At 71.1% G+C, this 18,953-nt stretch carries 20 protein-coding genes; 12 read left to right on the forward strand and 8 right to left on the reverse strand.

Features of this window, described 5'->3' with window-relative positions; genetic code table 11:
• The first annotated feature begins 80 nt into the window (after nt 1-80).
• The 4 genes from tsaB to ACIQCZ_RS02795 are packed head-to-tail and all read left to right on the forward strand — an operon-like array spanning nt 81 to nt 2,618.
• Nucleotides 81-743, forward strand: a complete 663-nt coding sequence (gene tsaB / locus ACIQCZ_RS02780) for a tRNA (adenosine(37)-N6)-threonylcarbamoyltransferase complex dimerization subunit type 1 TsaB (RefSeq protein ID WP_402278981.1) — start codon at nt 81-83, stop codon at nt 741-743.
• The gene (gene rimI, locus ACIQCZ_RS02785; RefSeq protein ID WP_365690025.1) at nt 740-1,243 is read left to right on the forward strand and encodes a ribosomal protein S18-alanine N-acetyltransferase; all 504 of its coding nucleotides are present in this window, start codon (nt 740-742) and stop codon (nt 1,241-1,243) included. Before tsaB ends, rimI begins: the two co-directional genes overlap by 4 nt.
• Nucleotides 1,243-2,343: a tRNA (adenosine(37)-N6)-threonylcarbamoyltransferase complex transferase subunit TsaD gene (gene tsaD, locus ACIQCZ_RS02790; protein ID WP_402278983.1), complete on the forward strand. Its 1,101-nt coding sequence runs from the start codon at nt 1,243-1,245 to the stop codon at nt 2,341-2,343. Before rimI ends, tsaD begins: the two co-directional genes overlap by 1 nt.
• Nucleotides 2,340-2,618: a hypothetical protein gene (locus ACIQCZ_RS02795; RefSeq protein WP_402278985.1), complete on the forward strand. Its 279-nt coding sequence runs from the start codon at nt 2,340-2,342 to the stop codon at nt 2,616-2,618. The genes tsaD and ACIQCZ_RS02795 overlap by 4 nt, the downstream gene beginning before the upstream one ends.
• A 263-nt stretch (nt 2,619-2,881) precedes the next feature.
• On the opposite strand, the gene ACIQCZ_RS02800 is transcribed toward ACIQCZ_RS02795, so the two are convergent.
• Nucleotides 2,882-3,496 (reverse strand): TetR/AcrR family transcriptional regulator, encoded by a 615-nt coding sequence (locus ACIQCZ_RS02800; protein ID WP_402278987.1) that lies wholly within the window; start codon nt 3,494-3,496, stop codon nt 2,882-2,884.
• A gap of 370 nt (nt 3,497-3,866) precedes the next feature.
• On the opposite strand from ACIQCZ_RS02800, the gene ACIQCZ_RS02805 reads away from it, so the two are divergent.
• From ACIQCZ_RS02805 to ACIQCZ_RS02815, 3 genes are read left to right on the forward strand one after another with little or no spacing between them, the layout of a single operon-like run.
• Complete coding sequence (locus ACIQCZ_RS02805) at nt 3,867-5,291, forward strand: MFS transporter (protein WP_402280195.1); 1,425 nt, start codon at nt 3,867-3,869, stop codon at nt 5,289-5,291.
• Between the two features lie 42 nt (nt 5,292-5,333).
• Nucleotides 5,334-5,690, forward strand: a complete 357-nt coding sequence (locus ACIQCZ_RS02810) for a YciI family protein (RefSeq protein ID WP_402278989.1) — start codon at nt 5,334-5,336, stop codon at nt 5,688-5,690.
• A gap of 41 nt (nt 5,691-5,731) precedes the next feature.
• A complete protein-coding gene (locus tag ACIQCZ_RS02815; RefSeq protein WP_402278991.1) occupies nt 5,732-7,003 on the forward strand; it encodes an RNA polymerase sigma factor in 1,272 nt (423 codons plus the stop codon).
• Nucleotides 7,004-7,032: 29 nt separating this feature from the next.
• On the opposite strand, the gene ACIQCZ_RS02820 is transcribed toward ACIQCZ_RS02815, so the two are convergent.
• Nucleotides 7,033-7,653 (reverse strand): class I SAM-dependent methyltransferase, encoded by a 621-nt coding sequence (locus ACIQCZ_RS02820; RefSeq protein WP_402278993.1) that lies wholly within the window; start codon nt 7,651-7,653, stop codon nt 7,033-7,035.
• Between the two features lie 95 nt (nt 7,654-7,748).
• Between ACIQCZ_RS02820 and ACIQCZ_RS02825 the strand changes: the two genes are divergently transcribed.
• Both ACIQCZ_RS02825 and ACIQCZ_RS02830 read left to right on the forward strand, forming a co-directional pair.
• The gene (locus tag ACIQCZ_RS02825) at nt 7,749-8,414 is read left to right on the forward strand and encodes a hypothetical protein (RefSeq protein WP_402278995.1); all 666 of its coding nucleotides are present in this window, start codon (nt 7,749-7,751) and stop codon (nt 8,412-8,414) included.
• Nucleotides 8,415-8,568: 154 nt separating this feature from the next.
• Entirely contained in the window at nt 8,569-8,934 is a 366-nt protein-coding gene (locus tag ACIQCZ_RS02830) for a hypothetical protein (protein ID WP_351077933.1), read from the forward strand.
• Between the two features lie 16 nt (nt 8,935-8,950).
• On the opposite strand, the gene ACIQCZ_RS02835 is transcribed toward ACIQCZ_RS02830, so the two are convergent.
• The gene (locus ACIQCZ_RS02835) at nt 8,951-10,204 is read right to left on the reverse strand and encodes a methyltransferase domain-containing protein (protein ID WP_402278998.1); all 1,254 of its coding nucleotides are present in this window, start codon (nt 10,202-10,204) and stop codon (nt 8,951-8,953) included.
• A 115-nt stretch (nt 10,205-10,319) separates the two neighbouring features.
• Between ACIQCZ_RS02835 and ACIQCZ_RS02840 the strand changes: the two genes are divergently transcribed.
• Entirely contained in the window at nt 10,320-11,300 is a 981-nt protein-coding gene (locus ACIQCZ_RS02840; protein WP_402279000.1) for a polysaccharide deacetylase family protein, read from the forward strand.
• 214 nt (nt 11,301-11,514) lie between these two features.
• Here the strand turns inward: ACIQCZ_RS02840 and ACIQCZ_RS02845 are convergent, their stop codons facing one another.
• Nucleotides 11,515-11,997 carry a DUF6234 family protein gene (locus tag ACIQCZ_RS02845; RefSeq protein ID WP_402279002.1) on the reverse strand — a complete coding sequence of 161 codons (483 nt, stop codon included), beginning with the start codon at nt 11,995-11,997 and terminating at the stop codon, nt 11,515-11,517.
• Between the two features lie 327 nt (nt 11,998-12,324).
• Here ACIQCZ_RS02845 and groES point away from each other — a divergent pair, with 327 nt between their 5' ends.
• Together groES and groL are read left to right on the forward strand one after the other, a co-directional pair.
• Nucleotides 12,325-12,633, forward strand: coding sequence for a co-chaperone GroES (gene groES, locus ACIQCZ_RS02850; RefSeq protein WP_093540722.1), 309 nt, complete (start codon nt 12,325-12,327; stop codon nt 12,631-12,633).
• A 100-nt stretch (nt 12,634-12,733) separates the two neighbouring features.
• Nucleotides 12,734-14,362, forward strand: a complete 1,629-nt coding sequence (gene groL / locus ACIQCZ_RS02855) for a chaperonin GroEL (RefSeq protein WP_351077925.1) — start codon at nt 12,734-12,736, stop codon at nt 14,360-14,362.
• Between the two features lie 285 nt (nt 14,363-14,647).
• On the opposite strand, the gene ACIQCZ_RS02860 is transcribed toward groL, so the two are convergent.
• Genes ACIQCZ_RS02860 through ACIQCZ_RS02875 form a run of 4 tightly spaced genes read right to left on the reverse strand, consistent with a single transcriptional unit; the run spans nt 14,648 to nt 18,784 of the window.
• Nucleotides 14,648-15,676 carry a hydroxyacid dehydrogenase gene (locus tag ACIQCZ_RS02860; protein ID WP_402279005.1) on the reverse strand — a complete coding sequence of 343 codons (1,029 nt, stop codon included), beginning with the start codon at nt 15,674-15,676 and terminating at the stop codon, nt 14,648-14,650.
• Between the two features lie 35 nt (nt 15,677-15,711).
• Nucleotides 15,712-16,566, reverse strand: coding sequence for a carbohydrate ABC transporter permease (locus tag ACIQCZ_RS02865; RefSeq protein ID WP_376222237.1), 855 nt, complete (start codon nt 16,564-16,566; stop codon nt 15,712-15,714).
• Complete coding sequence (locus tag ACIQCZ_RS02870) at nt 16,563-17,456, reverse strand: carbohydrate ABC transporter permease (RefSeq protein ID WP_266358671.1); 894 nt, start codon at nt 17,454-17,456, stop codon at nt 16,563-16,565. The genes ACIQCZ_RS02865 and ACIQCZ_RS02870 overlap by 4 nt, the downstream gene beginning before the upstream one ends.
• On the reverse strand, nt 17,456-18,784 hold the full coding sequence (locus ACIQCZ_RS02875; RefSeq protein ID WP_402279007.1) for an ABC transporter substrate-binding protein: 1,329 nt from the start codon (nt 18,782-18,784) through the stop codon (nt 17,456-17,458). Before ACIQCZ_RS02875 ends, ACIQCZ_RS02870 begins: the two co-directional genes overlap by 1 nt.
• Nucleotides 18,785-18,953 lie beyond the last annotated feature (169 nt).

Below are 18,953 nucleotides of genomic sequence, written 5' to 3' on the forward strand. Positions count from 1 at the left end.
ACGGTAGCAGCCGGTGCCGGTCGTACCGGGACGCCGGACGGGACGCCGTGCCCCCGCCGGAGGAGCCGTAGGCTGTTTGCGTGCTCTTGCTCGCCGTGGATACCGCCACCCCCGCCGTCACCGTCGCCCTTCACGACGGAAACTCCGTCGTCGCCGAGTCCGGTCAGGTCGACGCCCGAAGGCACGGGGAGCTGCTGCTGCCCGCCGTCGACCGGGTCCTCGCCGAGGCCGGGGTGAAACTCGACGCCGTGACGGACGTGGTCGTGGGCGTCGGCCCCGGCCCGTACACCGGGCTGCGGGTCGGCCTGGTCACGGCCGCGACCTTCGGCTCCGCCCTCTCCGTGCCCGTGCACGGGCTGTGCACCCTCGACGGTCTCGCGTACGCCGCCGGGCGGGACGGCCTGGAAGGCCCCTTCGCCGTAGCGACGGACGCCCGCCGCAAGGAGGTGTACTGGGCGAGATACGAGGACTTCCGTACACCTGCGACGGAGCCCGCCGTCGACCGGCCCGCCGACATCGCCGAGCGGCTCGCCGGACTTCCCGTCGTCGGCGCGGGCGCCGTGCTCTACCCGGAGGCGTTCCCGGACGCCCGGGGCCCGGAGCACGTCAGCGCCGGTGCGCTGGCGGCCCTCGCCGCCGAGCGCCTGGCCGCGGGCGCGGATCTGCTGCCGCCGCAGCCGCTCTACCTCCGCAGGCCCGACGCCCAGGTTCCGAAGAACTACAAGGTGGTCACCCCCAAGTGACGAGCACGACTGCCGTACTGCGCGAGATGCGCTGGTGGGACATCGATCCGGTGCTGGAGCTCGAACACGAGCTGTTCCCGGACGACGCCTGGTCGGCCGGCATGTTCTGGTCCGAGCTGGCGCACTCCCGCGGCGCGCGGGCCACCCGCCGCTACGTCGTCGCCGAGGATCCCGTGACCGGCCGGATCGTCGGCTACGCCGGGCTCGCCGCGGCCGGTGACCTCGCCGACGTACAGACCATCGGTGTCACCCGTGACCACTGGGGCGGCGGCCTCGGCTCCGAACTCCTCGGCGATCTGCTGAAGCACGCCACGGCCTTCGAGTGCGCCGAGGTGCTCCTCGAAGTCCGCGTCGACAACACCCGGGCGCAGAAGCTGTACGAACGCTTCGGCTTCGAACCGATCGGCTTCCGCCGCGGCTACTACCAGCCGGGCAACATCGACGCACTCGTCATGCGCCTGACGGTGCAAGAGCCCGTACAAGAGACAGAGACTGACTGATGGCTGACGAACCGCTCGTACTCGGCATCGAGACCTCCTGCGACGAGACCGGCGTCGGCATCGTCCGCGGTACGACGCTGCTGGCGGACGCCGTGGCGTCCAGCGTCGACACGCACGCCCGCTTCGGCGGTGTCGTCCCGGAGATCGCCTCCCGGGCGCATTTGGAGGCGATGGTCCCCACCATCGAGCGCGCCCTGAAGGAGGCCGGGATCAGCGCCCGCGACCTCGACGGCATCTCCGTCACCGCGGGTCCTGGACTCGCGGGCGCGCTGCTCGTCGGCGTCTCGGCCGCCAAGGCGTACGCGTACGCGCTGAACAAGCCGCTCTACGGGGTGAACCACCTCGCCTCGCACATCTGCGTCGACCAGCTGGAGCACGGCCCGCTGCCCGAGCCGACGATGGCGCTGCTGGTCAGCGGCGGCCACTCCTCGCTGCTCCTCGCGCCCGACATCACCCAGGACGTACGGCCGCTGGGCGCGACCATCGACGACGCGGCGGGCGAGGCCTTCGACAAGATCGCCCGGGTGCTGGATCTCGGCTTCCCCGGCGGTCCGGTCATCGACCGGCTGGCGAGGGAGGGCGATCCGAAGGCGATCGCGTTCCCGCGCGGCCTGAGCGGCTCGCGCGATCCCGCGTACGACTTCTCCTTCTCCGGTCTGAAGACCTCGGTGGCCCGCTGGATCGAGGCCAAGCGGGCGGCGGGCGAGGAGGTGCCGGTGAGGGACGTGGCGGCGTCCTTCCAGGAGGCCGTCGTGGACGTGCTCACCCGCAAGGCCGTCCGGGCCTGCAAGGACGAGGGCGTCGACCACCTGATGATCGGCGGCGGCGTCGCGGCCAACTCGCGGCTGCGGGCGCTGGCCGAGGAGCGGTGCGAGCGGGCCGGCATCCGGCTGCGGGTGCCGCGGCCGGGGCTGTGCACGGACAACGGGGCGATGGTCGCGGCGCTGGGCGCGGAGATGGTGGCCCGGGGCAGGCCGGCCTCGGACCTGGAGCTGTCCGCGGACTCGTCGCTGCCGGTGACCGACACCCACGTCCCCGGTGCCCACGCGCACGACCACGACCACGTGCACGAGATCAGCAAGGACAACCTGTACTCATGAGCGGCACGGGCGGTACGACCGTCGCGCTGATGTGGGAGGCCCGCGCCGTCGACGGCAGAGGCCCCGAACTCCTGGAGTGGGCGCGCGCCCGCGCTGCCGAGCTGGCCCGCGAGCCGCTGCGGCGCGAGCTGTTGCGCGCCCCGCAGGACCGGGTCCTGGTCATCACCTGGTGGGCGGCGGCCTACGGCGACGAGCTGCCCGAACTCCCCGAACCGGCCGCCGAGTTGATCACCCGTCCGGTGCACCGCTGGCGCTTCGAGTCCGTGGGGTCGTAGAGGCTCACGGACGGGGGAGAGCACCCGGGGCGGGGTGATCCCTTCGGTGGCGGGATCTTTCGGCCGGGACGGGAGAGGCCCTCGGTCGCGGGCAGTCTCTCAGAGCCTGTCGGGTGGCCTCCGACCGGGCGGGCGCGGGCTGACACGCACGCTTCCCGCGTTGTCGTCGGTCGCCGACGCGCCGCGTCGACTCCCTCCTCCGCCTTGGAATCGTACGCACCAGCCCGCGCCCGCCATCCGATCCGAGGTCACCCGACAGGCTCTCAGCCGTGGGCGGTCCCTCGGCCGATCAGCCCCTCGATGATCGCGTCGAGCTCCTCGGCCGTCTCGTTGTCGGCGCTGTACTCGCGCCACCGGTCCCTGACCGCCGCGAGACGGGGCAGCGTGGCCGCGTCCTCCTCGGTGATCATCTCGGGGAAGTACCGTCCGCGCGACGGGTTCTCCGCACGGCGTTCGGTCGCCCTGCGGAAGACCAGGTCGCCGTAGACATAGCTCCGGATCACCCGGTACGCGCGCACCGACCGGGCGGGGGAAAGGCCACAGGCGAGCGCGCAGTCGATGATCTCCTCCACCATCCACAGCGCGTCCTTGTCGGTGAGCTCGCCCAGCGCCAGGATGTCCAGCACCCAGGGGATCCGCCCCAGGATGTCGTGCATGTGCACCGCCACGGCGAGCATCCGCTCACGCGGGTCCTCGGGCAGCTCGGGGCGCGGGAAGGCGGCCGCGGTGCCCGACAGGGTGAGCATCAGCAGCTCGTCCTTGTCCTGCACGTAGTGGTAGAGCGCCATCGGCGTGGAGCCGAGCTCCTTCGCCACCCGCCGCATGCTCAGGGCGTCCAGGCCCTCTTCCTGGATGATGCGGCGCGCGGTGGCGACCATCGCGTCCGGGTCGAGCCTGCGAGGCCGCCCGACAGGGCGCTTCGCCGCCGCCCGCTTCCTGGCCCCGCCCGGCGATGCGGCCGCGCCCCGTGATGCAACTGCACTCGACGGCTCGGCCCCGCCCGGCGATGCAGCCGCACTCGACGGCGCGGCCGTACCCGACGGCTCGGCCGCGCCCGGCGTCTGCGCTCCTGCTGGCGTCTTCTCTGTCCCCGACACCCCGGCATTGTCCCTCGTTCCCTTGCGACCGCCATTTTTTATACGCGTATATTAATGTGCCGGACAAGTGGTCGCGAGGGAAGGGGAAGACGTGAACGACCGGTCACGGAACGTGCGTTGGCTGCTGGTGGTGGCTCTCACCGTGCAGTTCATGGTGGCGTTGGACATGTCTGTGGTGAACGTCGCGCTGCCGGACGTGCGCCGCGATCTCGGCTTCACCCCGGAGGGGCTCCTCTGGGTGGTGAACGCCTACGCGCTGGCGTTCGGCGGGCTGTTGATGCTCGGTGGACGTCTCGCCGACCTGATCGGCAGCAGCCGGGTCCTGACGGCGGGCCTGGCGCTGTTCGGGGCGGCGAGTCTGGCCGGAGGGCTGGCGTGGTCGCCCGGCGGGCTGATCGCCGCCCGTGCGGCGCAGGGGATCGGAGCGGCCGCGCTCGCCCCGGTCGCCTTCGCCCTGATCGCCCAGGCCTTCCCGGCCGGGCCCGCCCGCTCCCGCGCCCTGGGGCTGTGGGGCATGGCGGGCGCGGCGGGGGGCGCGGTCGGCGTGCTCGCCGGCGGCGTGCTCACCGATGCGCTGAGCTGGCGAGCGGTGATGCTGGTGAATGTGCCGATCGTGGTGTTCGCGCTGGTGGGAGCCGTGCGCATCGGGCCGGGGCGCCGCCCCGTGAGCGCCCGGACCCGGCTCGACGTGGCCGGAGCGCTGCTGGTCACCGCCGGTACGACACTGCTGGTCCTCGGGCTCGTGCGCACCTCGACCCACCCATGGGGGTCGGCCCCGACGCTCGGCACGCTCGGTGCCGCCGTGCTCCTGCTGGCCGCCTTCGCCGTCGTCGAGCTGCGGGTTGCCGCGCCGCTGCTGCGTCCCGGTCTGCTGAGGGGACGCCCGGTCCTGACCGCGAACCTCTTCTGCCTGCTGCTGAGCTCGGGGCAGTTCGCCGCGTTCTACTTCGTCTCGCTCTACCTGCAGCAGGTGCTCGGCCGGGGACCGACGGCCGCCGGTGCCGCCTTCCTGCCGTTCACGGCGGGCATCGTGGCGGGCTCGGCCGTCGCCACCCGTACGGTCGCGAAGCTCGGCACCCGGCGCCTGCTGGCGGCGGGCGGTGGCCTCGCCGCGCTCGGCCTCGCCGGGTTCGCCGCGACGGCGCGGGCGGACGGCGGCTTCCTGTACTCGATCCTCGGCCCGTCCCTGGTCTGCAGCATCGGCATCGGGATGTGCTTCGTGCCGCTCGGCACCGCCGCCACGACCGATGTCGCGCCCGACGAGGCGGGAATGGCCTCCGGGCTGCTGAACAGCTCCCGCCAGGTGGGCGGCTCGCTGGGGCTCGCGGTCCTGGTCACCGTCGCCGCGCAGGTCACCGGTGACGGGGGCCGGCCGGCCGATCTGGCGGCGGGGTACGCGGCGGCGTTCTGGGTCTGTGCCGGGCTGCTCGCGCTCGCGGTGCTGGTGGCCCTGGTGCTGCTCCCGGCACCGGAACGGACCGCTGCGGCGGCTGCCCCGGTGGCCGCTCCGGAAGATTCTCAGAAGAATTCCGGGGGAGCTGTCGATCCGGGTGTCTCCCGTTCGACGCAAGGGTGAGAGGCGGGGAAGGACCCCGCCCCTTCCGACCGAGGAGTCACCATGCCCCGCTTCATGTCGCTGATCCGCATCGACGAGCAGAACCAGAACCCGGGACCCGAGTTCGAGAAGCGCATGGGCGCGCTGTTCGAGGAGATCACCAAGGCCGGAGTCATGCTGGAGACGGCCGGACTCACCCCGACCTCCCAGGGCACCAGGGTCACCTGGTCCGGCGGCAGGCTCAGCTGCACCGACGGCCCCTTCACCGAGACCAAGGAGGTCATCGGCGGATACGCCATCCTCCAGGTCAAGGACAAGGCCGAAGCCCTGGAATGGACCAAGCGGTTCCTGCAGATCCACCCGGAGAGCTGGACCGTCACCTCCGAGGTCCGGCAGATCGACGAGGCCCCGGGCGCCTGACCGCCCCGGTTTGCCGCGTCCCCGTACCGCTGCTCTGATGAGTGACCGTGACGGCAGCAAGTGCGAGGACGGCGGTCGAGGCGGTCTTCAGGATCGAGTCCGCGCGGATCATCGCAGGTGTCACCCGCATCGTGCGGGACGTGGGCATCGCCGAGGAACTCGCGCAGGACGCCCTGGTGGCCGCGCTGGAACAGTGGCCGCAGTCAGGTGTCCCGGACCGGCCGGGCGCCTGGCTCATGGCCACCGCCAGACACCGCGCGATCGATCTCGTGCGCCGCAAGGAGACGTACGCGCGCAAGCTCGCCGAGGTGGGGCGGACCCTGGAGGACGTGCCACCGCCCGAGCCCGCGGAAGCGGACGACATCGACGACGATCTGCTCCGGCTGATCTTCACCGCCTGCCATCCGGTGCTGTCCACCGGGGCCCGGATCGCCCTCACCCTGCGGCTGCTCGGCGGACTCACCACCGAGGAGATCGCCCGTGCGTTCCTGGCCCCCGAACCGACCGTCGCCCAGCGCATCGTCCGGGCGAAGCGGACCCTGGGCCGGGAGGGCGTCCCCTTCGAGGTGCCGTACGGACCCGAGCGTGCCGCGCGCCTCGCTTCGGTGCTCGACGTCATCTACCTGATCTTCAACGAGGGGTATGCTGCGACCGCGGGCGACGACTGGCTGCGGCCGGCGCTGTGCGAGGACGCGCTGCGGCTGGCCCGGGTGCTGGCCGCCCTGATGGAACGGGAGCCGGAGGTCCACGGCCTGGCGGCGCTGCTGGAACTCCAGGCCTCGCGCACCGCCGCCAGGACCGGGCCGGACGGCGCGCCGGTGCTGCTGGCCGACCAGAACCGGGCCCGCTGGGACCACCTGCTGATCCGGCGCGGCATCGCGGCCCTGGAACGGGCCGTGGCGGCGACGGAGGAGGGCACCGGGCTCGGTCCGTACACCGTGCAGGCGGCGATCGCCGCCTGCCACGCACGGGCGGTGACGTACGAGGACACGGACTGGAGCACCATCGCCGCCCTCTACGGCCGTCTCGCCGCGATCGCGCCGTCCCCGGTCGTCGAGCTCAACCGGGCCGTCGCGGTCTCGATGGCCGAGGGCCCCGAAGCCGGCCTCGCCCTGGTCGACGCCCTGGCCCGCGATCCGGCGCTCGCGCGCTACCACCTGCTGCCCAGCGTCCGCGGGGACCTGCTGGCCAGGACGGGCCGTACGGACGAGGCACGGGCGGAGTTCGTACGGGCGGCCGGACTGACCCGCAACGCACGCGAACGCGAGCTGCTCCTGGACCGCGCCGCCCACCCCGACCGCGCCGGGCGATGAGTTCCGGGCGCCGCGCCGGGCCACGCCGGTCAGGGGGCGGCGACCCCCATCGACGCGGCCGCCATCGGCTTCGGGGCGCCCTTCGCGTAGAACACGTCGAGATCGACGATCGTGAACCCCGCGGCCGTCAGCATCTCGGGGATCGACCGGGTCAGATGGCACCCGCCGAAGAGCCGCCGCTCCAGTGGATCGAGGCGGCGCTGCCAGCGGCGTACGTCCTCGTCCCCCTCCGGCGCCAGCCCGTGCTCCAGGAAGTGCAGGGTCGCACCGGGTTTGAGGACCCGCCGCACCTCGCGCAGCGCCGCGTCGGCGTCGGGGATGGTGCACAGCGCCCACGTCGACAGGGCGCCGTCGAAGGTGTTGTCCTCGAACGGCAGGTACTGACTGTCCAGGCAGGCGCGCCGCACCAGGGCGTGCCCCGCGTCGATGCGGTCCCGGGCCAGCTTCCAGCCGAGATCGGACGGCTCGACCGCGGCCACGTCGGTGACGGCCTCCGGGTAGAACGGGACGTTGTGCCCGGAGCCGAACCCGATCTCGATGATCTCGCCGTACAGGCCTTCGCAGACCCGGCGCCGCAGCGGCTCGAACGCCTTCGAGCGGCCGGTGGCATCGGCGATCCGGGGCACGATCCGTTCGGCATAGAACCCCATCGTGAACCTCCGTGTGTCCCTTCCCAGCATGGCACCCCGGCGGCCCCGACGCACCGTGCCGTCGCCGGATGCCCGCGGTCGATATGGTCTGGCCCATGTTCAGCCGCGCACAACTGCCGCCGCCCCCACCGCCCGTGGAGATACGTTCCTGGCCCGACCGTGAGGCGCTGCTCGCCGACCGGGCCCTGGTGCTGGGGGAGTTGGTGAAGAGGCATGTCTCACCGGCGCGGCTGGCGACGCTGTGGCTGTGGGCGGCGCTCTGCGCGGTCGGCTGGTCGCTGGTGAGCGCGGCGCTCATCACGTTCGAGGAGACCTACGACATCTTCAGCGCCGTGCTCGCCGTGATCCTCGCCGGAATGGGCGCCTGCTGCGCGGTGCCCGCGGTCGTCCTCGTCGTCATCGGGCTGCGCCGCGACTGCGACATCCGCCGACTGCTCTCCGCCTGGGGCGGGTTGGACCGCGATCCGGTGCGCGACGCGGGGTTGAGGATGCCGGGCGTCAGTCTCGTCTGGCTGCTGTCGTCCTTCGCGCTGTGCGTACTCGGGCTGTACACCTGCATCGCGGTCCCGGCGACCGACGAGGCGGTCCGGGGCGGTTTCGGCCTCGCCGCCCTGTTCATGGGACTCGGGATGATCTGCTGGCTCGTCGGGCTGATCGGCGTCACCAAGGCATTCGCCCACCGCCGTTGGGTGCTGCGGGTACTGGTCGGGGCGCCCGCCCCGGAGCCGTTGTTCTCCGCCGGGGGCGGCGCGCACCGCTGACGGCCTCGCCCGCGACGGCGGCGTCGCGGAGTCCGGGGCCTCCGCCTTGGATTCGAAGGCCCCGACGCCATTCCTTCTCCCGCTGCCGAGCGCGGGCGAGGGCGTGGACCTATCCTGGCCGGATACATGAGTCACGCAGGGGGAGGGGTGTCGCATGGAGTGGTACTGGTGGGTGCTCATCATCTTCTGGACGGGCGGCTTCGGATGGGCCGTCGACAACGTCCGTACCGCGCTGCGCAACCGGCACAGCCGCAAGCTGGAGCTGCTGGAGGCGGCCAGGCAGGAGCGGCTGGCCGTCGAAGCGGCCCACAAGCCGCCGGAGCCGGTCTGCGGCTGCACGCACCATCTCGCCAAGCACGACAAGCGGGGCAGGTGCCATGAGCGGGTCGAGGTGCCGACGGCCTGGGACGAGGCCAAGAAGCCGGTCCGTTTCGAGGCGGGCCAGTGCAACTGCCAGCAGTACGTGGGTCCCCAGCCGCTCTCCCAGGTGTACGCCGAGGACCTGACCGACCTGGCGTGACGGCCGCCCCCGCCGGTCAGGCGGGACCGGTCAGCGGGTGGCCGATCAGCATCGTCGGTGCTCCGGCCACCCGGGTCAGGAAGACCGTCGCGGCGTTCGGTCCCTGGAGCTTCATCCTGCGGCGCAGTTCCTCCGGCTCGACGGCCGAGCCGCGCTTCTTCACCGTCAGGACGCCGACCTTCCGCTCCCGCAGCAGCGCCTTCAGCTTCTTCATGTTGAACGGCAGCCGGTCGGTGATCTCGTACCCGGTGGTGTACGGGGAGTCGTACGGCTCGTCGCTCGTGACGTACGCGATGGTCTCGTCGATCAGGCGGCCGTCGCACCGCGCCACGATGTCGGCGACCAGATGGGCACGGATGACGGCGCCGTCCGGCTCGTACAGATAGCGGCCGACCGGGCCGACGGGCGGGGCGGGCAGCGGGGCCGCCGACCACAGCGCGGCACCGGCAGGCAGCACGGTGGCGCGGTACGAACCGGCCGTGAAGCCCTCGCCGAACCAGAGCACCGCCTCCTTCACATCGCCGCCGTCCGAGATCCACTCGGCCTCGGCCCGCGCCGGGATCGCCTCGTGCGGGATGCCGGGGGCGATCTTCAGCGCGGCGCGCGGGGCCCCGAGCGCCGCGCCGGTCGCCCAGGAGAGCGGCGGCGAGTACGCCTCGGGGTCGAAGATCCTGCCCCTGCCGCCGCGCCGCGCCGGGTCGACGAAGACCGCGTCGTACGGCGAGGTGTCGATCCCGGTGACATCGGCGCGGCGCACCTCGATCAGGCCGTCCAGACCGAGCGCGGCGGCGTTGGCGCGGGCCACCTCGGCGGTCAGCGGATCGCGGTCCACGGCCAGGACCGAGATGCCCGCCCGCGCGAGCGCGATCGCGTCGCCGCCGATCCCGCAGCAGAGGTCGGCGACGCTCCGCACCCCCGCCTCCACGAACCGCCGCGCGCGATGGGCGGCCACCGAGGTACGGGTCGCCTGCTCGACGCCGTTCGGCGTGAAGAACATCCGGTACGCGTCCTCGGCGCCGAATTTCGCCACCGCCCGCTGCCGCAGCCGCGCCTGCCCCAGCGCGGCCGACACCAGGGAGGCCGGGTGGGTGCGGCGCAGCCGGGTGGCGGTGGCGAGCTCCTGGGCGGGGTCGTACGAGCGCAGCCCGTCCAGCAGCGCCGCGCCCTCCGGGGTGCGCAGGGCCATGAAGGCGGCGAGCGGGTCGTCGGCGCCGGACGGGCCGGGGGCGTCGGACGGGTCGTTCGGGGCGAGAGCGTTCACCCGTCCCATTGTGGGCCAGCCGGGTTGACCGGCGGACCCGGCCGCGGTGTCGGACCCCGGGGCCGCTCACGGGCTGGCAGGATGCGACGTCATATTACTTATGCGACAAAAGGAAGAATTAGACATGGAAGGGCGAGAATCGGGCACGTTCGACACCGGTGCGCGCCGGGCTTCCGGCGCGCACCGGCCGGCCCGCGTGGTCCTGGTCGCACTCCTGCTGGCCGCGGTCGGCTCGGGCTGCGCATCCGGGACCGGCGGCCGGGGCGACGCGGACACCGAGCACCGGGCCCGACCCTCCGCCGGACACCCGGGCGGTCCCGGGCAGAAGGCGGGCCCGGGGCAGCAGGGCCGCGCGCCTGCCGGATATGAGAACGCGAGGCTCGCCCCGGCCGTGCGGGCGGCCCTCGCGAAGAAATGGGGACTGGACCGGCCACCGCTGGTCGCACCCCCGCCGCCCGCGGTGAAGCCGCGCCTCACCACCCGGGAGGGGTTCGAGGTCAAGGGCGGTGACGACTCGCTGCCGCCGGTGTTCACCACCGTCCCGACCAAGGACCGGGTCGTCTTCCTGACGATGGACGACGGTTCCGAGAAGGACCCCGAACTGCTGCGGATGATGGACGAGCTGGACATCCCGTACAGCGCGTTCCTCAGCGACTACGAGGTGCGCGACAACTACGGGTACTTCGGCGAGGCGCAGCGGCTGGGCGTGTCACTCAACAACCACACGCTCGACCACCCCTATCTGCCCGGCCTCTCCCACAGCGGGCAGAAGCGCGAGATCTGCGGCCAGCAGGACATCATCGAGAAGAGGTTCGGCAAGCGTCCCACCCTCTTCCGTCCGCCGTACGGCAACTACAACGGGGACACGCTCCGCATCGCGAAGTCCTGCGGCATCAAGGCCGTGCCGCTCTGGAACGCGGAAGCGTTCCCGGACCGCATGGAATGGCGCGAGGGGGACCAGGACCTGCACCCCGGCGACATCGTCCTCACGCACTTCCGGGGCCGGAAGGAGTGGGGAGCCGGCATGACCGACCTGGTCCGCGCGGTCATGAAGACGATCACGGACAAGGGGTACGCCGTGGCCCGGCTGGAGGACTACGTATGACCAGGGCGCACCGGCTGCTCGCCGGACTGCTGACGGCAGGTGCGCTGCTGACCGCCACCACCGCGTGCGCACAGTCGGTGGACCCGATCGAACGGCTGGGCCGCAAGGCCGCGCAGAAGATGACCCGGCCGCGGCCGTCGCCGGAGGCCGGCCCGCGGGCGCGTCCGCACGGCGATCACGGGACGCCGGGGTCGCTGGTCGTCGACGCCTGCCCTCAGCCGCCGGAGTCCAGGCACTCGCGGTTGTCGCCGCCGCTGAGGCACTGGTGGCCGGACCGTCCGGGATCGTACGAGGGGGCGGGCGCCGGTGCGGGGTGCGAACGGCGGTAGTCCTCGTGCCCGGTCAACACCGTGACCAGGCACAGCAGCAGTGCGGCCAGGACCTGGATGCCACCCGCCCAGGGCCAGTTCGAGCGGATCAGGACCACGGCGAACAGGGAGACCACCGCGGCGAACCCGCCGAGGACGAGGACCGGGGTCCAGTCCATGGGCGGCGGACCGGGCGCCTCCCGGCCGCCGAGGTCCGGTCGCGAGACCGTCAGGGAGTAGGCGGCGACCGCGCAGATCAGCCCCTCCAGGGCCACCAGCAGCAGACCGAGCAGCACATCGAGGCAGCCGTTGACGGTGCGCGAGTGGTGCGGCGCGGTCGAAGGGCGGGGCGAGGGCGGGGCCGGAGGGCCGTACGGAGGTCCGGGCATGCACCCACGGTCGTACGGAACGGTTCGGTCCGTCCCCGCGTTGTCCTCATGGTGTCCGGAGGTTGTCCGGACTGTTGTGCGGTCGGCCGCGCGGGGGTGGCGAGCGGCCGAAACGGGCAGGGGTCTCGGCACGCCACGACTGGCTGAATTGGCACTCCGCTTGACCGAGTGCTAATCCCGGTCATAGTCTCGGTGCTGGCACTCACCACTGGAGAGTGCCAGCAGTACTGCGCGACTGGCAGGTCCGGCACCCGCGACGACGGATCCACCTGGTCGCCACCCAAAGACTCTTAACCCCGTGAGATCTCCGAAGGGGGAGACCGGATCGTGTCGACCGCCAGCACCAAGGTTGCGATCAAGCCGCTCGAGGACCGCATTGTGGTCCAGCCGCTCGACGCCGAGCAGACCACGGCCTCCGGCCTGGTCATTCCGGACACCGCCAAGGAGAAGCCCCAGGAGGGCGTCGTCCTGGCCGTGGGCCCGGGCCGCTTCGAGAACGGCGAGCGCCTGCCGCTCGACGTCAAGACCGGCGACGTCGTGCTGTACAGCAAGTACGGCGGCACCGAGGTGAAGTACAACGGCGAGGAGTACCTCGTCCTCTCGGCTCGCGACGTTCTCGCGATCATCGAGAAGTAATTCACCCACGTTTGCTTCTGTTCTGCGCCCCTGGCCCCCTGCGAACTAACCAGCCGGGCGGTCGGGGGCGCAGTTCATTTGAGAGGAAAGCTCAGCTCCCATGGCGAAGATTCTGAAGTTCGACGAGGACGCCCGTCGCGCCCTTGAGCGCGGCGTCAACAAGCTTGCCGACACGGTCAAGGTGACGATCGGCCCCAAGGGCCGCAACGTCGTCATCGACAAGAAGTTCGGCGCTCCCACCATCACCAACGACGGTGTCACCATCGCGCGCGAGGTCGAGCTCGACGACCCGTACGAGAACCTCGGCGCCCAGCTGGTGAAGGAAGTGGCGACCAAGACCAACGACGTCGCGGGTGACGGTACGACCACCGCCACCGTGCTGGCCCAGGCGCTCGTCCGCGAGGGTCTGCGCAACGTCGCCGCGGGTGCTTCCCCGGCCGCCCTGAAGAAGGGCATCGACGCCGCGGTCAAGGCCGTGTCCGAGGAGCTCCTCGCGACCGCCCGTCCGATCGACGACAAGACCGACATCGCCGCCGTCGCCGCGCTCTCCGCGCAGGACCCGCAGGTCGGCGAGCTCATCGCGGACGCGATGGACAAGGTCGGCAAGGACGGTGTCATCACCGTCGAGGAGTCCAACACCTTCGGTCTGGACCTCGACTTCACCGAGGGCATGGCCTTCGACAAGGGCTACCTGTCCCCGTACATGGTGACCGACCAGGAGCGTATGGAGGCCGTCCTCGACGACCCGTACATCCTGATCCACCAGGGCAAGATCGGCTCGATCCAGGAGCTGCTCCCGCTGCTGGAGAAGGTCATCCAGGCCGGTGGCTCCAAGCCGCTGCTGATCATCGCCGAGGACGTCGAGGGCGAGGCGCTGTCGACCCTCGTCGTCAACAAGATCCGTGGCACCTTCAACGCCGTCGCGGTGAAGGCCCCGGGCTTCGGTGACCGCCGCAAGGCCATGCTCGGCGACATCGCCACCCTCACCGGTGCGACCGTCATCGCCGAGGAGGTCGGCCTCAAGCTCGACCAGGCCGGTCTGGACGTGCTGGGCACCGCCCGTCGCGTCACCGTCTCCAAGGACGACACGACGATCGTGGACGGCGGCGGCGAGCCCGGCGACGTCAAGGGCCGGGTCAACCAGATCAAGGCCGAGATCGAGGCCACGGACTCCGACTGGGACCGCGAGAAGCTCCAGGAGCGCCTTGCGAAGCTGGCCGGCGGCGTGTGCGTGATCCGTGTCGGTGCCGCCACCGAGGTGGAGCTGAAGGAGAAGAAGCACCGTCTGGAGGACGCCATCTCCGCGACCCGCGCCGCGGTCGAGGAGGGCATCGTCTCCGGTGGTGGCTCCGCCATCGTCCACGCCGTCAAGGTCCTCGACGGCAACCTCGGCAAGACCGGCGACGAGGCCACCGGTGTCGCCGTCGTGCGCCGCGCCGCGGTCGAGCCGCTGCGCTGGATCGCCGAGAACGCGGGCCTCGAGGGTTACGTCATCACCTCCAAGGTCGCCGAGCTCGACAAGGGCCAGGGCTTCAACGCCGCGACCGGCGAGTACGGCGACCTGGTGAAGGCCGGCGTCATCGACCCGGTCAAGGTCACCCGCTCCGCGCTGGAGAACGCCGCGTCCATCGCGTCGCTGCTGCTCACGACCGAGACGCTGGTCGTCGAGAAGCCGGCCGAGGAAGAGGCCGAGGCCGGCCACGGCCACGGTCACGGCCACTCGCACTAGTGCCGTGACCGGCAGTGTTTGCCCCGTGAGGAGTGTCGTCCAGTGCGTGCGACGGCAAGGCGGTCGGAAGTCCTTGTAGCGGAGCTACCAGGACTTTTGGCCAACGCCGCGAGCGTGCGTGCTGGGCGGCGCGACGGGGCAAACACTGCCGGGAGGGGCACCAGCGTGTAGCGCCACCCGGCACCGAGGCCCGGTACCCCGTCGCGGGGTACCGGGCCTCGGTATGTGCGGCGCCCTCGGGCCGGGGACGCCGCAGGGGAGATGCGGGCGGGGGCGGAGCCCGCGTCAGGCCGAGTGCGGCAGCGCCTCCGGCAGCACCGGGTCCGCGAAGGGCAGACCCCGTACGTACCGCTCCGTCTCGTCCAGCGCCTGGTCGGCCATCCGGTGCAGCTCGTCGCCCAGCGAACCCGCGACATGCGGTGTGAGCAGTACATTCGGCAGGTCGTACAACGGCGAGTGCGCGGGCGGGAGTTCGGGTTCCGTCACATCCAGCACCGCGTGCAGCCGACCGGACGTCAGCTCGGGCAGCAGCGCCTCCTCGTCGACCAGCGAACCCCGCGCCGTGTTGATCAGGGTCGTCCCGGTCGCCATGGCCGCCAGCTGGGCCGCGCCGATGAGATGGCGCGTCTGAGGAAGCTGCGGCGCGTGCACCGAAACGACCGAACTGCTCGCGCACAGCTCGTCGAGCGAGGTGAGCCGTACACCGAGCCGCGCCGCCTCCGGACCGTCCACGTACGGGTCGTACAGCAGGACGTCCAGGTCGAAGGGGCGCAGCAGCTCGATCACGCGCCGGCCGATGCGGGAGGCGCCGATGATGCCGACCGTACGGCGGTAGTTGCCCCAGCCGTCGAGTTCCGCGAGCCAGTCGTGGTCGGCGCGCAGGGTGCGGTAGCGGTCCGCGGAGTGCAGGACCCGCTTGCCCGCGAAGAGGATCGCGGCGAGGGTGAACTCGGCGACGGGCAGCGCGTTGGCCCCGGCCGCCGTGGTGACGGCGAGCCCGCGCTCCCAGCAGGCGTCGGTGATGTGGTGCTTCACGGAACCCGCCGCGTGCACCACGGCGCGCAGCCGGGGTGCGGCCGACAGCACCTCGGTGGTGAGCGGAGTCGCACCCCAGCAGGTGAACAGCACCTCGGCCTCGGCGAGCGCGGCGGCCACCTCGGGCGTCGGATCGGCCAGGTCGTGGGCGACGAGGTACGGGTCGGTGCGGGTGAGGGCGGCCAGCCGGGTGCGATGGTGGTCGGCGAGCAGGCGGTCGGCGACGCCGGGGCCCATCGCGAGCAGGGCCGTCGGCCGGTTGTCAGTGGCGTGGGGCATGGTGGAACTCGTACTCCTCAGGGCTCGCGCGGTGGTCACTTGACGCTGCCGGCGGTCAGACCGGCCTTCCAGTGCCGCTGCAGCGAGACGAAGGCGACGATCAGGGGGATGACGGCGAGGAGCGAGCCGGTGACGACGAGCGGATAGAAGCTCGGCTCGCCATGGGTGTTGGTGTTCCAGGAGTACAGACCGAGGCTCAGCGGGAAGAGCTTGCGGTCCGAGAGCATCACGAGGGGGAGGAAGAAGTTGTTCCAGATCGCGGTGAACTGGAAGAGGAAGACGGTCACGAAGCCCGGCATGACCATGCGCAGCCCGATGGACCAGAAGACGCGCAGCTCGCCGGCACCGTCGATACGGGCGGCCTCCAGGGCCTCGTTCGGTATGTAGCCGGTGCTGAACACCCGGGCGAGATACACGCCGAACGGGTTGACCAGCACCGGGATCAGCACGGACCAGTAGGTGTTGACCAGGCCGGTCTTGGAGGCCAGGAGATACATCGGCAGGGCGAGCGCCGTGGTGGGGACGAGCACGCCCATCAGCACGAGGCCGAACAGCTTCTCCTTGCCCCGGAATTCGTACTTGTCGAAGGCGTACCCCGCGGCGACGCAGATCAGCGAGCAGACGATCGCCCCGCCGCCCGCGTAGAGGAGGCTGTTGAGGTACCAGCGGAAGTAGATGCCGTCGCCGTAGGAGGCCAGGTTCGACAGGTTCTCGCCGAGGTTGAAGCCCTCGAAGGAGAACGCGTTGCCCGCGAGCAGACCGCCGGTGTCCTTCGTGGCGGCGGTGACCAGCCAGACGAGGGGGAAGAGCATGTAGACGACGGCGAGCAGAAGGAAGCCGTTGACCGCGGTCTTCGACATCCAGCGGCCGCGGGAGGCGGGGGAGTTCATGCTTTCTTGCCCTTCCGGCCGGTGAAGCGGGTGACGACGAAGGACAGCAGCGCGGCCGTGAGCGCCAGCAGGATGGAGGCGGCCGCGGCGAGACCGTAGTCGTTGCGTTCGAAGGCCGCGGTGTAGGCGTACATGTTCGGCGTCCAGGTGGAGGAGACGGCGGAGCCGGTTCCCTTGTTGAGGATCAGCGGCTCGGTGAACAGCTGGAGCGAGCCGATGACCGTGAACAGCGCGACCATCACGACCGAGGCGCGGATCAGCGGCACCTTGATGCTGAGCGCGACGCGCCAGGCACCGGCCCCGTCGACCGTGGCCGCTTCGAGCACGGAGCGGTCGATGGCCTGCAACGCGGCGTAGAAGATCACCATGTTGTAGCCGAGCCATTCCCACAGGGCGATGTTGACGACGGAGGGGAGGGCGCCCTCGGGAGAGAAGAAGTCGAAGCCGATTCCGCCGGACTCCATGGCGCTGACCACGGGGCTGAGCTGGGGTGTGTAGAGGTAGACCCAGATCAGCGCGGCGATGATGCCGGGCACTGCGTGCGGCAGGAAGAGCGCGAGCTGGAAGAACCTGCGGGCGCGGGCCAGCGCGGAGTCCAGCAGCAGGGCGAGGGCGAGGGCCCCGATGAGCAGCAGCGGAATGTAGAACAGGCAGTACCCGAGGAGTACGCCGAAGCCCTCGCGGAACGCCCGGTCGCCCAGGGCCGCCGTGTAGTTGTCGAGTCCGCTGAAGACGGTCTCGGTGCCGCCGAAGCCCAGGCCGGACTGTTTCTCGGTGAACAGGCTGAGCCAGACCGCGTATCCGATCGGCAGCACCATGGCCACGGTGAACAGTACGAAGAAGGGCCCCAGCAGGATGGCGGCGGCTCTGGTCGTCCGGGCGCGCTTCATCAGCCTGCGTCCTCGACCTTCAGACCGCGCTTCTTCAGCTCGGCGACCGTGGCGTCGTGCCCGGCCTTCACCGCGTCCTTGATCGTGGTGCCGCCACTGGCGACCTTGCCGAACTGGTCCTTCATGGTGGTGTTCGTGGTGCCGGTCGTCGGGCCCCAGTTCCAGTTCGGGCCGATGGACGCGGCGGCGCCCTCGAACACCTGGTAGATGTCCTCGCCGCCGTAGAAGTCCGCGTCGAAGGCCTTCTTCGCCACCGGGCGCAGCGCCGCCGCGGCCGGGAAGGCACTCGAAGTGCCTGACTCGATACGGGCCTTGATGCCTTCCTCGGTGGTCGACATCCAGGTGGCGAACTCGACCGCGGCCTCGGCCTTCTTGCTGGTCTTCGTCACCGCGAAGGTGGAGCCGCCGAGCATGCCGCTGGCGGGCTTGCCGTCCCAGCTGGGCATCGGGGCGACGGCCCACTTGCCGCTCTGCTCGGGCAGCGTTCCCTTGAGGACGCCCGCGCCCCAGGCGGCGCCGAGGTAGCCGACGGTGCCGCCGTTCTTGAGCGAGTTGGTCCACTCGGGGCTGAACGAGGCGTTGGCGCGGATCAGGTCGTCGTCGAGCAGGCCCTGCCAGTAGTCGGCGACCTTGTCGGTGGCCGCGTCGGCCGTGGTCACCTTCCAGGTGTCGCCCTCGGGCTTGTACCACTGGGCGCCCGCCTGCCAGGCCATCGCCTGGAACGTGGTCGGGTCGTCGGGGAAGAAGGTGCCGATGCGGGCGTTCTTGTCGGCCTTCTTCACCTTCTCGGCAGCCTTGCGGAAGTCGGCCCAGGTCTTGGGGACCTCGACGCCGTACTTCTCGAACAGGTCCTTGCGGTAGTAGAAGGACTGCGGGGAGGCGTCGAACGGGACGGCCCAGTTCTTGCCGCCGAGCGTGGTCAGTTCGACCGCCTGCGGCAGCAGCTTCTTCCGGATGTCCTCGGTGAAGTACTGGCCGATGTCCTGGAGCGCGCCCTGGCTGACGTACTCCGGGAGCTGCGGGTACTCGATGGAGACCAGGTCCGGCGCGTTGCCCGCCTTCACCGCGTTGGAGATCTTGGCGTAGCCGCCCGCGTTGCCGGACGGGATCTCCTCGTACACCACCTTGATGTCCTTGTGCGAGGCGTTGAACGCGTCGACGACCTCCTTGGACCCCTTGGCCCAGCCCCAGAAGGTGATGCTGACGGGCTTGCCGTCGCTTCCGGCGGCGGCATCGCCGTCGCCGCTGCCGCCACAGGCCGTGAGAACGGCGAGGGCGGTGGCGGCGCCGACTACGGCGAGGGACGTTCTGCTCGAACTGCGGCTCACAGCGAGGCTCCTGAACAGGCGACGACATTGGCGTTGGCCGTGATCCTTGGACCAGCCGTGACCGAAGTCAAGAGCGAAAGAGCGATTGATCGAAAAAAGATCAGATAAGTTGCGTACGGAAGTGGGTGGAATGCCCTGCGTGAGCGGTTCGCGGGCACCGCGGGAACGT

The organism is Streptomyces sp. NPDC093149, assembly GCF_044754145.1.
Taxonomy (GTDB): Bacteria; Actinomycetota; Actinomycetes; order Streptomycetales; family Streptomycetaceae; genus Streptomyces.

Coding starts and splice junctions, on each gene's coding strand:
- ACIQCZ_RS02805 (WP_402280195.1), top strand. CDS start 3,867: ATGGTGGCGTTGGACATGTCTGTGGTGAACGTCGCGCTGCCGGACGTG.
- ACIQCZ_RS02870 (WP_266358671.1), bottom strand. CDS start 17,456: ATGAAGCGCGCCCGGACGACCAGAGCCGCCGCCATCCTGCTGGGGCCC.
- ACIQCZ_RS02830 (WP_351077933.1), top strand. CDS start 8,569: ATGGAGTGGTACTGGTGGGTGCTCATCATCTTCTGGACGGGCGGCTTC.
- ACIQCZ_RS02865 (WP_376222237.1), bottom strand. CDS start 16,566: ATGAACTCCCCCGCCTCCCGCGGCCGCTGGATGTCGAAGACCGCGGTC.
- ACIQCZ_RS02860 (WP_402279005.1), bottom strand. CDS start 15,676: ATGCCCCACGCCACTGACAACCGGCCGACGGCCCTGCTCGCGATGGGC.
- ACIQCZ_RS02810 (WP_402278989.1), top strand. CDS start 5,334: ATGCCCCGCTTCATGTCGCTGATCCGCATCGACGAGCAGAACCAGAAC.
- groL (WP_351077925.1), top strand. CDS start 12,734: ATGGCGAAGATTCTGAAGTTCGACGAGGACGCCCGTCGCGCCCTTGAG.
- ACIQCZ_RS02835 (WP_402278998.1), bottom strand. CDS start 10,204: ATGGGACGGGTGAACGCTCTCGCCCCGAACGACCCGTCCGACGCCCCC.
- ACIQCZ_RS02840 (WP_402279000.1), top strand. CDS start 10,320: ATGGAAGGGCGAGAATCGGGCACGTTCGACACCGGTGCGCGCCGGGCT.
- ACIQCZ_RS02825 (WP_402278995.1), top strand. CDS start 7,749: ATGTTCAGCCGCGCACAACTGCCGCCGCCCCCACCGCCCGTGGAGATA.
- tsaD (WP_402278983.1), top strand. CDS start 1,243: ATGGCTGACGAACCGCTCGTACTCGGCATCGAGACCTCCTGCGACGAG.
- ACIQCZ_RS02820 (WP_402278993.1), bottom strand. CDS start 7,653: ATGGGGTTCTATGCCGAACGGATCGTGCCCCGGATCGCCGATGCCACC.
- ACIQCZ_RS02800 (WP_402278987.1), bottom strand. CDS start 3,496: ATGGTCGCCACCGCGCGCCGCATCATCCAGGAAGAGGGCCTGGACGCC.
- ACIQCZ_RS02845 (WP_402279002.1), bottom strand. CDS start 11,997: ATGCCCGGACCTCCGTACGGCCCTCCGGCCCCGCCCTCGCCCCGCCCT.
- ACIQCZ_RS02795 (WP_402278985.1), top strand. CDS start 2,340: ATGAGCGGCACGGGCGGTACGACCGTCGCGCTGATGTGGGAGGCCCGC.